Origin of the sequence: Pediococcus cellicola (assembly GCF_001438655.1) — a bacterium.
GTDB classification, from domain to species: Bacteria; Bacillota; Bacilli; order Lactobacillales; family Lactobacillaceae; genus Pediococcus; species Pediococcus cellicola.
Genome location: NZ_JQBR01000012.1, coordinates 24,852 through 38,516 on the forward strand (window position 1 = coordinate 24,852; position 13,665 = coordinate 38,516).

General features: G+C 39.2%; 11 protein-coding genes. All 11 read right to left on the reverse strand.

What is annotated here, in order from left to right; translation table 11 throughout:
- Nucleotides 1-6: 6 nt before the first annotated feature.
- The 11 genes from mutS to IV80_RS09050 all read right to left on the reverse strand — a co-directional run bounded on the left by mutS (nucleotide 7) and on the right by IV80_RS09050 (nucleotide 13,655).
- Nucleotides 7-2,643, reverse strand: coding sequence for a DNA mismatch repair protein MutS (gene mutS, locus IV80_RS09000; protein ID WP_057752538.1), 2,637 nt, complete (start codon nucleotides 2,641-2,643; stop codon nucleotides 7-9).
- Between the two features lie 182 nt (nucleotides 2,644-2,825).
- On the reverse strand, nucleotides 2,826-4,385 hold the full coding sequence (rny, locus tag IV80_RS09005; protein WP_057752541.1) for a ribonuclease Y: 1,560 nt from the start codon (nucleotides 4,383-4,385) through the stop codon (nucleotides 2,826-2,828).
- A gap of 208 nt (nucleotides 4,386-4,593) precedes the next feature.
- Nucleotides 4,594-5,658: a recombinase RecA gene (recA, locus tag IV80_RS09010; protein ID WP_057752544.1), complete on the reverse strand. Its 1,065-nt coding sequence runs from the start codon at nucleotides 5,656-5,658 to the stop codon at nucleotides 4,594-4,596.
- Between the two features lie 91 nt (nucleotides 5,659-5,749).
- Nucleotides 5,750-6,961, reverse strand: a complete 1,212-nt coding sequence (locus IV80_RS09015) for a competence/damage-inducible protein A (RefSeq protein WP_057752547.1) — start codon at nucleotides 6,959-6,961, stop codon at nucleotides 5,750-5,752.
- A gap of 207 nt (nucleotides 6,962-7,168) precedes the next feature.
- Nucleotides 7,169-7,753, reverse strand: coding sequence for a CDP-diacylglycerol--glycerol-3-phosphate 3-phosphatidyltransferase (gene pgsA / locus IV80_RS09020; protein ID WP_057752549.1), 585 nt, complete (start codon nucleotides 7,751-7,753; stop codon nucleotides 7,169-7,171).
- Nucleotides 7,754-7,768: 15 nt separating this feature from the next.
- Complete coding sequence (locus IV80_RS09025) at nucleotides 7,769-8,644, reverse strand: helix-turn-helix domain-containing protein (RefSeq protein ID WP_057752552.1); 876 nt, start codon at nucleotides 8,642-8,644, stop codon at nucleotides 7,769-7,771.
- A gap of 72 nt (nucleotides 8,645-8,716) precedes the next feature.
- Nucleotides 8,717-9,442 (reverse strand): elongation factor P 5-aminopentanone reductase, encoded by a 726-nt coding sequence (gene ymfI, locus IV80_RS09030; protein ID WP_057752555.1) that lies wholly within the window; start codon nucleotides 9,440-9,442, stop codon nucleotides 8,717-8,719.
- A 2-nt stretch (nucleotides 9,443-9,444) separates the two neighbouring features.
- The gene (gene yfmH / locus IV80_RS09035) at nucleotides 9,445-10,740 is read right to left on the reverse strand and encodes an EF-P 5-aminopentanol modification-associated protein YfmH (protein ID WP_057752558.1); all 1,296 of its coding nucleotides are present in this window, start codon (nucleotides 10,738-10,740) and stop codon (nucleotides 9,445-9,447) included.
- A complete protein-coding gene (gene yfmF, locus IV80_RS09040; protein ID WP_057752561.1) occupies nucleotides 10,733-12,004 on the reverse strand; it encodes an EF-P 5-aminopentanol modification-associated protein YfmF in 1,272 nt (423 codons plus the stop codon). The genes yfmH and yfmF overlap by 8 nt, the downstream gene beginning before the upstream one ends.
- A 146-nt stretch (nucleotides 12,005-12,150) precedes the next feature.
- The gene (locus IV80_RS09045) at nucleotides 12,151-13,002 is read right to left on the reverse strand and encodes an amino acid ABC transporter substrate-binding protein (RefSeq protein ID WP_057752564.1); all 852 of its coding nucleotides are present in this window, start codon (nucleotides 13,000-13,002) and stop codon (nucleotides 12,151-12,153) included.
- Between the two features lie 17 nt (nucleotides 13,003-13,019).
- Entirely contained in the window at nucleotides 13,020-13,655 is a 636-nt protein-coding gene (locus IV80_RS09050) for an amino acid ABC transporter ATP-binding protein (RefSeq protein ID WP_057752567.1), read from the reverse strand.
- Nucleotides 13,656-13,665: the final 10 nt, after the last annotated feature.

Below are 13,665 nucleotides of genomic sequence, written 5' to 3' on the forward strand. Positions count from 1 at the left end.
AGCTTTCTATTTGTTTCCTAGTTTCTTTTGCCATTTATAAAGTTGATTCATCACATCCATTGGCGTCATCGCCATGAGATTGGTTTGCCGAATTTGCGCTAAAATTTCTTCTCCTTGCGGGTCTGCAGGTACTGTTTGGAAGAGTGCCAGTTGTTCATCAACTTCACTTTCGGATGCAGGCTTTCGTTTCTCGTCTACTTTAGGTTGCCCAGACTGGCTTTTTTGCGTTTCTTTTTCCACTAACACTTGGTCCGTATCTTTATTTTGAATTTCAAGACGCTTGAGAATATTATCCGCACGGTTCAGTAAATTTTCTGGCATCCCCGCTAGTTTTGCCACATGAATCCCATAAGATTTATCAGCCGGACCGTCTTCCATTTTGTGTAGAAAAACCAAATCCCCATTTTTTTCGACGGCTCCGACATGCACATTTTTCAATTTATTTAATGTCTGATCTAGTGCCGTTAGTTCATGATAATGCGTCGAAAATAAGGTTTTTGCATGAACATGATTATGCACAAACTCAATAATAGCTTGCGCAAGTGCCATGCCGTCATATGTGGCAGTCCCACGTCCAATTTCATCAAATAAGATCAAACTTTGCGGAGTTGCATTCTGAATTGCCCGATTAGCTTCTTGCATTTCCACCATAAATGTACTTTGCCCGGCAATTAAATCGTCCGCTGCGCCAATTCGAGTGAAGATCTGATCGAAAATTGGAAGGCTCGCCGACTCTGCTGGGACAAAACAACCCATTTGTGCTAGCACAACCGTTAAGGCAAGCTGGCGCATATACGTACTCTTTCCTGACATATTGGGTCCGGTAATCAATAAGATATCCGTAGATTTAGGCATCTCTACATCATTGGGCACATAGCTCTGACGGCCCATTACTTTTTCGACAACGGGATGACGGCCCCCAACAATATCGATACTGTGATTTTTGGTCAGTGTAGGCTTCACAAAATGATAATTTTCACTGACAACTGCAAAACTCTGAAGCACATCTAATGTGGCCACTTGCTTGGCTAATTTTTGTAAACGATCAATAACTTGCTTAATCTGTTCACGAATTTGACTAAAAAGTTTATATTCCAAAGTTGTTGATTGTTCTTCTGCCTCTAAAATTAAACTTTCTTTTTCTTTCAGGGCCGGCGTAATAAATCTTTCGGCATTAGTGAGGGTTTGTTTACGCTCATAACGCCCCTCTGGTACAGCACTTAAATTGGCTTTCGTGATCTCAATGTAATAGCCAAATACTTTGTTATACCCTACTTTTAGATTTCTAATTCCAGTTACCTGACGCTCAGAAGCTTCCAGTTGTGCCATCCATTTCTTCCCGTTTGTCATGGCATCTCGATACTTATCCAGTTGTTCATTGTAACCATCTTTGATAACATTGCCTTCTGTAACCGAAATAGGCGGCTCATCCACAATCGAACGGTCAATCAAATCTGCAATATCTTCTACTGGATCGAGCTTTGCTAACATTGTACCAAATACCTTACTGTCCAGTTCCGACAAAACATGTTGAATCTTAGGAATTTGCCGTAAAGAAGTTTTTAGTTGAATGAGATCGCGCCCATTCACATTACCAAACGCAACTCGGCCTGCTAAGCGTTCCAAATCGTAAACTTTAACAAGTTCTTCTTGCAAATTACTGCGCTCAAAATAATGGTCTAAAAGTTCGCCAACTTTAATTTGACGTGATTCAATCTCTTTTTTTTGAATTAAAGGCCGATCTAACCACTGTTTTAAAAGACGGCCTCCCATTGCTGTCCGCGTTTCGTCCAACAACCACAATAACGTCCCTTGCTTTTTTCCAGAACGAATCGACCGCGTAAGTTCCAAATTATATTTAGAATAATGGTCCATGCGCAAAAAATAGGATGGTTCATACGCTACAGCCTTTTGTAAATGAGCCAAACTCCTTTTTTGTGTGACCGTGATATATGTCAACAAAGTATCAACAGTTGCTTTTTCAAGTTGGTCCTCCAAATTTTGTGTTAAATAGCTCAATTCGGCTTTTACTTCGACACTATTTTGGTGTGAAACCATAATATTCAATTTTTCAAACTGATTTTGTTGTTCTTTATCGATTGAGGAATCTACCACAATTTCCTTAGACCGCAAGTTTACCACTTCATTAACGACAGCCTCGACCGTACTTAAGTGACTCGTTTTCAATTCACCTGTTGAAAGGTCTGCATACGCAAAACCAAATTGATCATCATCATCTTTAGTAAGGGCGGTTAGATAGTTATTTGATTTTGCTTCGTTAACATTGGAATCTGTTACTGTTCCCGGCGTGATCAATTGAATGACCTCACGTTTTACCATGCCTTTAGCCAGCCGAGGGTCTTCCATTTGTTCACAAATGGCAACTTTATATCCTTTTTCAATCAAAATATCCACATAGTTTTGGACCGCATGATGTGGCATACCACACATTGGAATTGGATCAACCGCATTATGGCTCCGTGAAGTGAGCGTTAACTCTAAAATTTGTGCCCCCTTGATAGCATCATCATAAAAAAGCTCATAAAAGTCACCGATTCGATAAAATAAAAAAGCATCTGGGTAATCTTTTTTTATCGCCATATACTGCTGCATCATTGGCGTATCACTTGTTTTCTGTGGCAAATTCTCTCCTACTTTCTACTTCCCAATTCATTCAAAATAAATTTGTAACGTTCTGTCCTATTTTAACATTTTAGGTTTCTTGTTCCTACTCTTCCATCCGGGTCTTTAAGTTAAATTTTCTTGCTTTTTGTAGAAATAAAAAAGTCTGGAAAATTAGTTTTCCAAACTCTTTTTAAACTGATTTATTTTGCGTAATTTACTGCTCGTACTTCCCGAATGACAGTCACTTTCACTTTACCTGAATATTCCAACTGTTTTTCAATCGCACCGCGAATATCATGTGTTAACGTGGTTGCTTGAAGATCAGAAACCTTAGCAGGTTTAACGATCACACGGATTTCGCGACCCGCTTGAATCGCGTAACTTTTTTTAACGCCCTTAAAACTATTTGCTAGATTTTCAAGCTTTTCAAGTCGATGAATATAATTTTCGAGTGAATCACTTCGTGCACCAGGTCGTGCCGCCGAAATTGAATCTGCCGCCGCCACCAACACTGACGTCACATACTCCGCCCCAACATCACCGTGATGTGAAGCAATCGCATTAATGACTACCGGACTTTCTTTGTACTTCTTTGCAAATTCCACACCAATTGCCACATGAGAGCTTTCAACCTCATGGTCAACTGCCTTACCAATATCGTGTAATAATCCTGCGCGTTTAGCTAAAGTAACATCCTCACCTAATTCAGCTGCCAAAATACCAGTTAACTTAGCAACCTCAATGGAATGGTCCAAAACATTTTGTCCATAACTCGTACGGAATTTCAATCTACCGACTAATTTAATTAACTCAGGGTTCATAGAATGAATACCTAGATCAAAAATAGTTTGCTCCCCAACTTCACGGATTTTATCATCCATATCTTTGCGAGCTTTTTCTACCATTTCTTCAATCCTAGCAGGATGAATTCGTCCATCTTGTATGAGCCGTTCCAAAGCCATTTTAGCGATTTCTCTTCGAATAGGATCAAACCCGCTTAAAACTACGGCTTCCGGAGTATCATCAATAATTAAATCAATTCCAGTCAAAGTTTCTAAAGTCCGAATATTCCGACCTTCACGGCCAATAATACGGCCCTTCATGTCATCACTCGGAAGGCTAACCACCGTTACAGTGGATTCTGTAGCCACATCTGCAGCGCTACGTTCAATGGCTTGAGCAATTAAGTTCTTGGCCACTTTTTTAGCATCTGCCTGAGCTTTTTCTTCACTTTCTCGAATCATTTTAGCGCGCTCATCTGCAAGCCCGTCACGAACTTCATTTAAAATAAGAGTTTGTGCGTCTTCTTGCGAAAGTGCTGCCACGCGTTCCAATTCTTCCGTACGTTTTGTAACTAATGAGGATGCTTCTTGTTGTTGTTCGTCAATCCGCTTTTGCTCGGAGCTCAACTTTTCTTCTTTGCGCTCTAAACTATCTTCACGTTTTTCGAAAGCATTATCTTTATGATCCAATGCCTCTTCTCGCTGTAACAAACGTTCCTCTTGCTTTTGAGCTTCTGCTCTTCTTTGCTTAAGTTCGTTTTCAACTTGAGTTCGATAGCGGTGACTTTCATCCTTAGCTTCCAAAAGAGCTTCTCTTTTTTCAGTAGCCGCTTGTTTCTTAGCATTATCTAAAATACCACTAGCTGTATCCTTAGCGTCCCGCACATTTTTTTCTTGAATTACCTTATGCGCGTAATAGCCAATGACATAGCCAACAACAATAGCGATGATTGCGAGGATTATATTGAAAACAAACATGTTTCCACCTCCGAATCATCAATAGTTGGTTAATTTTCTAACCGATTTTTATGATGTTATTTTGATTATTCACACAATACTTAGTTTAGCATTCTCAAGGCGGTTTAATCAAGTTATCTAAAAATTAATCTTTCAATTTCAGTCAAAAATAAAAAGTGATTGAACAATCAACAAATAAAAAATGTTGTTTGTTCAATCACTTTAAATACTATTTTTTATCTTCTCCACCATCAAGATCCAGCTTGGAAGGATCTTGATTGTCATCAGAAGTTTCGGCTTCAGGATCCATATTGTAAGCTACACGGACTTTCTTGTAGATCTCTTCGCGCTTCTCTGGATTATCCACCAAATATTGTTTAGCATTCTCACGCCCTTGACCAATTCGCTCGTCACCGTAAGAATACCAAGACCCACTCTTGTTCACGATATCCTTCTCAACAGCCATATCAATAATTTCACCCGTTTGAGAAATACCTTGACCATACATAATGTCAACTTCAGCTCTCTTGAATGGCGGTGCAACCTTATTTTTGACTACTTTGATTCGAACACGATTTCCTATAATATCGGTACCATCTTTAATTTGTTCAGCTCTACGCACTTCTAATCGAATCGTTGCATAGAATTTTAATGCACGTCCACCAGGCGTCGTCTCAGGATTACCAAACATAACGCCCACTTTTTCACGAATCTGATTAATAAAAATTGCAATAGTTTTAGTTTTGTTTATTGACCCAGACAACTTTCGCAGTGCTTGTGACATTAAACGGGCTTGAAGTCCAACATGGGCGTCACCCATTTCTCCTTCGATTTCTGCCCTTGGCACTAATGCCGCCACGGAGTCCACAACAACTAGATCAACCGCACCACTGGAAACTAAAGCGTCTGTAATTTCAAGTCCTTCCTCACCAGTATCTGGTTGAGAAAGTAAGAGATCATCGATGTTCACGCCCAGATGTCCAGCATAGACAGGGTCCAAAGCATTTTCGGCATCAATATAAGCGGCTGTCCCGCCTTCTTTTTGAACTTGAGCTACCGCGTGCAGGGCAACGGTTGTTTTACCAGAACTTTCAGGACCATATACTTCTACAATTCTGCCACGCGGGTACCCACCAACACCTAAGGCATCATCCAATGCCAAAGAACCAGTAGAAATAGTTGAAATCTGCGTGTCCGCAGCTTCTCCCATCCGCATAATAGATCCTTTTCCAAAATTCTTTTCAATCTTCTTTAATGCAGCATTCAAAGCTGCCTTTCGTTGTTCATCAGCCAAATTTTTTCCTCCTATTAACGGGAATCTCTAACAGTCATAATCATACTTATTTTTAGCTAAAAAAGCAAGGAAAAACGAACAAAAGTTCGCTTTATTTTAAAACCTTATTTATTAAGCTCAGGCCATTGAGTACCATTCGTTCCTTGACGAACGGTCGAATCGTAGAAAAATTAATCTTTTCAGTAGTTACAACATTTTCTTGGTCTATAACGGCCATCCAAACGCTTCCAACATGTTCACCGGTACCCGTCACATCAATTGAAGGCTGTGCAATTGCAATTGAAAAGTCACTCTTCAATTGATGCTTTATTTTTTGAACCGCCCGTACAGTATCATTCCTTGAAATAATAGCAGCTTCTGAATTGGAGCTGTTTTTCACCGGCACCACTTGGCCACCCATTAATAACTTGCCATCAGAATCCTCGTTCGCAAATGACGCCGCCAAAAGGCCACCCGTAAATCCCTCAGAAGTGCTAATGGTGATTTTGTTTGCTCGTAATTTATCAGCAACCACGTGACTTAACGAATTATGCTCACCGTACCCATAAAAATATTGACCAACTCGTACTTGTATTTGGTTATCCAAGTCTGCTAGTTGACTTTGAGCTTCTTTTTCAGTTTGTACCCAAGCTGTCAATCGTAAAGTCACTTCATTTTGTTTAGCATAAGGGGCAATCGTGGGATTTTTTTGATGCTGAATCAAATCAGCTAATTGTGTTGTGAGTTGTGATTCTCCAATTCCAAAAAAACGAAGCACACGTGATTGTAAAATATGATCGCTAAAATAAGTATTCTTTAGCAAAGGTAGGACTTGTTCAGTAACCATTGGTTCAAGTTCACTGGGTGGACCAGGTAACAACAAAAAATCTGGACCGTTCACTTGGGTTACAAAAATGCCTACCGCAAACCCGGTACGATTTTTAATCGGAATAGCACCATCAATATACATAGCTTGCACCCGATTATTTTCCGTCATTGTTCGCTTAGTTTCCGCAAAATAGCGTGCGATTTTTGTCATAGATTCAGAATCTGTAATTAACTTTCGATGCAGAGCCTTTGCTACGGTTTGTTTGGTCAAATCATCTTCTGTTGGCCCCAGACCTCCTGAAAGGATAATTAGGTCGCTACGTTTTGATGCGATTTCAATAGTCGTTTTTAATCGTTCAGGGTTATCACCGACAGTAGCTTGAAAATAGACATCAATCCCCAGATTCGCCAATTCACGAGCAATAAAAGGTGTATTGGTATCTGTGATTTCACCGAGTAAGATTTCAGTGCCAACTGCAATCAATTCTGCTTTCAAAATATTCCTCCTGTATTAAAATTACGTCTTTTATTCAATATACTTTCTTAAATCCAAAATCAAAAAATAAAAATGTTTATTTAATTCGAAAATCATTGACGTCTATACATTGACATAAATGTATAAAAAAAGGCAACAGCACTCTGCGGCCTCTCCTACGACCACAAAGACAGTTATTGCCTGATATCAGATCTAGTTCCCTATTCATTACTTAAAGCCATCCGCAAACACACTACGATTTTGGACAAAATAATCAATCCCAGAATAAATGGTAAAGAACAAGCAGATGTATAGCATAATTGTAGCCATTGGAATGTGAATAGCAGCAAATAAAACATTATTCAAAATAAGTAAAATAATGGCTAACATTTGAGAAGTAGTCTTAATTTTACCTGGCATAGCTGCTGCCATCACCTGTCCGTTATTTTCAACAATTAACAATCGTAATCCAGTCACCGCTAACTCACGGCAAACAATGATGGCAATGACCCATGCTGGTGCCTTTCCTAACGAAACAAGAATAATAAAAGCCGACATCACTAACATTTTATCAGCCAACGGATCAGCAAACTTTCCAAAGTTGGTCACTAAGTGTTGTTTTCTAGCAATTTTACCATCTGCCAAATCTGTTAAAGAGGCAACTGCGAAAATAAGAGCCGAAATAAATTTGGTTACAAAAAAACTAGTCCCTAACCAAGTAATTGTTCCCCAGGAAAAAGGAATCACCATAATGATGATAAAAATAGGAATTAGAATAATTCGAAATACAGTTAATTTATTGGGTAAATTCAAGGTGCTTCCTCCTGCTTATTTTTCAATATTCAATGTTATTGTTTTAGTTTGCACGGTATCATTTTGTGGATTGAAATCAAATTTCTTACCATTTACAGTAATCGTGGTTTGTGGTGCGTTGCCTAAAGTAATGGTCACTTTAGAAACATCTTTAGAAATCTTTTCTGTATGCGTCGCGGTTGACTGCAACGTCGAAGACCAGCTTTGGGTGCCATCACTCGTTACCGAAATCCAAGCACTGCCATCCCCAGCCTTGAAAGTTAACTCAGACCCATCACTCGGAGCATGCTTCAAAGAATACTCGGTTGTTGAAGTCCCCACACGCGAAATTTCTTGTTCTTTTTCTTTTGAAGAAGAACTTGAAGATGAACTAGAACTAGAGGTTTTCTTCTTAGAACTGTTCACATTATCCGTCACACTCACCCGGCTACCGCTTAAATGTGGTTGATTAGCATTGCTGGAATGGCTCATACCCCAAATTGTCCCTAGCACGCCAACAACGATAACCACAACAATAATTGTGGGCACATAAGCCATATATTTTCCATAACGTCTGGAAAATTCACTTTGAGTTTCAATTTGTTTATGCTGTGTTGCTCTTGAAGGCAAAGGTGCCGTTGAAAAAGAAGCTCGATGCTTTTCTGCTGAAGCATCCGCTAGGGTCCCCGCCAGCAGTTTATGTGCATCTAACCCCACAACTGCAGCATATTGACTCACAAACGATTTCACATAATAATCACCTGGTAAATCATTCATTTGTCCAGCCTCAATCGCCATTAAATAGCGTTTTTGAATTTTAGTCTTTTCTTGAATATAATCAATTGTAAATCCTTGATCTAGCCGCGCTTCTTGCAGTCGCTTGCCGATTTCTTTATTTTGTCTTTCGCTCATCACTTTTCACCCACTATCATTTTAGTCCGCTACTAGTATAGCATATTCTATAGGCTTTTCTGAGCTTAGCCTCTATTTTAACCAGCCCCCATCCACATAGATGGTTTGTCCTGTCAAATATCCAGCTTGTTTTTGAGTCAATTGCACGAGCCAATATGCAATTTCATCAGGAGTTGCAAATCTCCCTAAAGGAATGTTTTCAGAAACCTGTTCATGTTCAGTGTCCGAAAAGACACGGTTCATCTGGGTATTTACCGCTCCGGGAGCAACCACGTTTACTGTAATGCCAAGTGATCCTACCTCTTTGGCATACGCATTGGCAAAAGCAGTCTGTGCGCCCTTAATGGTGCTGTATCCAACTTCCATCGCACTACCCACAGCCCCATAAACTGACCCCACAAAAATAATACGACCGTTTTTACTTTGAGCTAATTTAGCCTGAAATTTTTTAATCATTTCAATAGGCACACCAACTTGCATCATCCACAAATTCTGCAAATCTTCACTTGAAGTGTCCGTTAGCAGCTGATAATTCGTTGTGCCTTGTGCAAAAATAAGCGCATCCAATTCAAAAATTGAGGTATACAATTGCGATAAGCTTGTGGTATCTCGCATATCCAAATGAACCCCTAAAAAATCCTGTTTTGGATATTTTTGCGAGAACTCCTTAATCATTTTTTGAATCGCCGTCTGATTATGGTAATAATGCAAATATAAAGACCAGCCCGAAGCGGCTAATTGTTTAGCCGTCGCCTTGCCAATATCACCAGATGCACCGAGAATCAACGCGTGTTTCATGCCTATTTTCCTTTCACGGGTCTAATTTCAAAAGTACTCAAGCCCTCTAAATTTATGAGTTTTGGCGCAAGTCGAATCAGGTCATCCAACGTCATTTTTTCATAAATTTCAGCTTGATCAAAAATCGTAGCTTGATCAAACATTTGTCCGTCGTAACTATTCGCAATTGCTTCAAGAGAATCCATCCGTTGCAATAGTCGACCTAGCATTTCTTTTTTAGCCAATTCGAATTGATTAGTTAAATGGGATAGCCGCTGTTCAGCTTGACCTAAAATTTCTTTAATTTGCGTCTGAAAAGCTTCTGGTTGATCAGTGTCACCACTAAAGCTCGCGTAATGAAAAGAACGCTGAACATCGAATTCATAGGAAAACGTATCATCAACAATTCCTTGGTCATATAGCTTCAAATATTGTTCAGAAGACTCACCAAATAACAGATAAAACATCAAATTAGCTTGCAATTGATAAGCCAAACCTTCACGGCCGGCTGGAATGTCGTCTAGTCCTTTTAAGCCAACTATACATTTTGTTCGGTTAATTGGCAGCGAAATGACACGATGCTTAACAATCTCTTTTGGCTTGATATCCTGATTATCTACCTGTGGCTCCTTGAATGGCTTAAAGTTCTTTGAGGCTTGATTTTCTTGAACCCATTTCAAAATTTCCTCTGGATCAATATTACCAACCACAAATAAGTCCATATTAACAGGATGATAGAACGTTTTATATGCTAAATACAAATCATGTGTTGTAATTTTATCAATCGAGTCTGTTGTGCCAGCAATGTCCACATGTGCCGGATGATTCGGATAAAGATTGTTCAATATACCCATGTATAATTGCCAATCTGCATCGTCATCATACATTTGTATTTCTTGACCAATAATTCCCTTTTCTTTAGCCACCGAATCGTCAGTAAAATAAGGTTCCTGCACAAAATTTAGTAGAATTTCTAAATTTTTCCTCACATTTTGCGTAGCCGAAAATAAATAACTTGTTTTTGTAAAACTTGTAAAAGCATTTGAATCTGCTCCGTATTTGCCAAAAAGGTCAAATGCATCGTAACCTTTTTTATCAAACATTTTGTGCTCCAAAAAATGCGCGATACCAGCAGGTTGTGTCACTGCTGTCGTTTCATTTTGTGGGATAAACGTCCTGTCGATCGAACCAAAGTTAGTCGAAAAAATAGCATAAGTTTTATGGAATCCTCGTTTAGGTAAAAGATTGACTTGTAACCCATTAGCAAGTGTTTGGGTGTAAAGGGTTTCGTTAAATGCTTTATAGACACGTTTATGCATGCTTCTTTGCCTCCGAACTCAAAAAATAAACCGTTTGTAGCTGAACCTTTTTGGCTACTTCACAAATTTCTAAACGTGACACGCTTTGTATGCCATCAAGCCATTCTTTAGCTGTTACCTGACTACCAACTAAACTATTTGTTAAGGCTCGTGCCGCATAGGATCTTTCGGAATCCAACGAAGCCACATAATTAGAAACGAGTCCGGTCTTAATCTGTTCTAAGTCTTCATCGGTAAAACGGCCTGACTCAATATCTCGCAACTGCTCGTTAATAATTGCCAGTACACGGTCTTCATCCTGTGTATTAATGCCTGTTTGAACTACCAGTAAGCCGTTAAGGACATCAATACTGCTCGTCGCATAATAAGCTAGACTTGCTTTTTCACGCACATTCAAAAATAACTTTGATAAGGGTGAACCGCCAAATAACGCGTTAAACACAATGCCAGCATAATAGGCTGGATTACGGAAATCAGTTGGAAAACGGTAGGCCAAATCAAGCTTTGATTGCACAATTACTTGTGTTTCGGTTTTTATTTGTGTCATTTTATCTGGTCGTATTTGCGGCTGAATCTGAATGCCTCTTACTTGTCGGCTTGGCAGCTGCCAGTCTGTAAATAAGGTGGCCACCTGATTGCCATCAACGTTGCCGACCACGTATATCTCAATCGGATCAGAAACCAACATGGTTTGATAATACTGAAAAAGTGCTTCGTTTGAAATTTTTGCAATCACATCAGCTTCTCCAAAAGCAGGAATTTGTTGAATCTCATCTTGATTAAAGAAAAGTTTTTGTAATTGTAGAGCCGCATAAGACTGCTTATCATCTCGTAAGGCCTCAATATAAGCAACCAGATTTGAGCGTTGTCGTTCAAATGATCGTTCCTGAAAGTGCTTATTTTCAACAAGGGGGTGAAAAATCATTTCTTTAAGAAAATCTACCCCATTGGTTAACAAATTCTCGGCATTTTCCAAATAACGATTATTTGCAAGTGACAGTGAAAAAGTTAAATCGTGCACAGTCTGTTTGCGCATCACGCTTGTACCAAAACCTGCACCATATAAATTAGATAATTCTTGTGACACTAAAATTTGGTTCGAATAACGTTGTGAACTTGTTTCTAGTATATTAGCCAGTAAAGAACGATAACTCGTAGCTTTTTTGCTGGCATTTTCAAGAAAATGTACTGATATTTGTGTATTCTTGAACTGGGAGACAGGAATGACCGTCAAAGCCACTCCGGTGTTTAATTGAATTCGCACGAAATTACCTCATTATCATTTTTGATTTCACAAGACAGTCACGTTACATTAAACTTGTGATTTTACTAAACAACTCATAAAAATACCAATCCACATTAGAATAGCGTTTCTCACTTTTCAATGCAAATTGATATTTTGATAAACATTTAATTTTGCGGCTGTTTGACAACTTTTGCGGTGTCGCCAAACCATTTTTCATTTATTTTTTTTAGCGTGCCATTTTTGTATAGTACAGACAACCCGTGATTGACTTTCTTTCTTAAAGTCACATCTCCCTTACGCATTCCCACCGCAAATTGTTCTTGTGCAAATGGACCGGCAATTTCACGATAAGCAGCGGGATTTTTTTCGTGTTTAATGTAATAGCCCGCGTATACACTATCAATTAACAGTCCCTGGATTCGATTGGCATTCAAATCAATAAAAGCATCATTAAAACCGTCATACAAAACTGGCGCTTTATCTTTAATTCGATTCTTGAGAATCTGGGGATAGCGATCCACATCTTGCGCGCCTGAAGATCCGCTCTGCACACCAAGTGTTTTTCCCGTCATTTTTTGTAAACTTGTGATATTTTGATTCTTCCGACTTACTAAGACCTGGTCATTATTAAGATACGTATTACTGAAGGCAACCACGTGTTTTCTCTCTGGCGTAATCGTAAACCCGTTCCAGATGAGATCAATGGTACGATTACGAAGCTCTGTGGTATTCATCGACCAGTCGATACTTTGAAAATCGACCTTTATGCCGTACAGCCTAAAGACAGCTTTTGCGAGATCGATATCGTAACCAGCTAATTTGCCATCTTTTTGACGAAATCCCATAGGAACAAAACTGTCATCTAGACCAACAATCACTGTTCCTCTCTTTTTTATAGTTCCCCAGTAATCTGTTTTATTTGCCCGCGTCGTAGCATTTTCACAACCACTCAGGCTCGGCAGCATCACAAGACAAATGGCAGCCAGTAAGAGAACAAATCTTATTTTTTTCTTCATTCAAAGTTGCCTCCCCGTTATTTCAAAGCAACGACATGCAATTGTTTATCTGCCACTTCATCAGCAAATGTCATATCATGTGTGACCACAATTTGCGTAATGCCATCTCTTTTTAAGCCTTTGATAATATCCCGAACTTCGCCGCGTAATTCAGGATCAAGTGCCGAAGTCGGTTCGTCATAACATAAAATTTTGGGATGCATAGCTAACGCACGAGCAATCGCCACCCGCTGCTTTTGACCACCCGATAATTGATATGGGTAAAGTTGCTCTTTGCCATCTAATCTTAGACGTTTTAAACGATCTAGGGCCTCATTTTTAGCCGTTGCCACAGGCATTTTCAAAGCCAATTGTGGTGACAAAATGACATTGTCCAAAACGTTCAGATTGGGAAAAAGTTGATAATCTTGAAAAACGACGCCAATCGTACTTTGCTGTCCTTTTTCTAAGTATGGATCAAACTGCACATCATCCACATAAAATTGACCACGGTCTACGCGTTCAAGACCACTAATGCACCGTAATAAAGTTGTTTTTCCGGCTCCCGAAGGACCCACAATGGTTAAAATTTCACCATCATCCACTTCAAAAGATAAATTATCAATAATTGTACGTTCATTAAATTTTTTGGTTAAATTTTCAATTTTTAACATACCGCAACCT

Excerpts from the sequence above, each read along its gene's own strand:
- IV80_RS09025 (WP_057752552.1), bottom strand. The coding sequence starts at position 8,644 with ATGAGCGAAAGACAAAATAAAGAAATCGGCAAGCGACTGCAAGAAGCG.
- IV80_RS09045 (WP_057752564.1), bottom strand. The coding sequence starts at position 13,002 with ATGAAGAAAAAAATAAGATTTGTTCTCTTACTGGCTGCCATTTGTCTT.
- yfmH (WP_057752558.1), bottom strand. The coding sequence starts at position 10,740 with ATGCATAAACGTGTCTATAAAGCATTTAACGAAACCCTTTACACCCAA.
- IV80_RS09050 (WP_057752567.1), bottom strand. The coding sequence starts at position 13,655 with ATGTTAAAAATTGAAAATTTAACCAAAAAATTTAATGAACGTACAATT.
- ymfI (WP_057752555.1), bottom strand. The coding sequence starts at position 9,442 with ATGAAACACGCGTTGATTCTCGGTGCATCTGGTGATATTGGCAAGGCG.
- rny (WP_057752541.1), bottom strand. The coding sequence starts at position 4,385 with ATGTTTGTTTTCAATATAATCCTCGCAATCATCGCTATTGTTGTTGGC.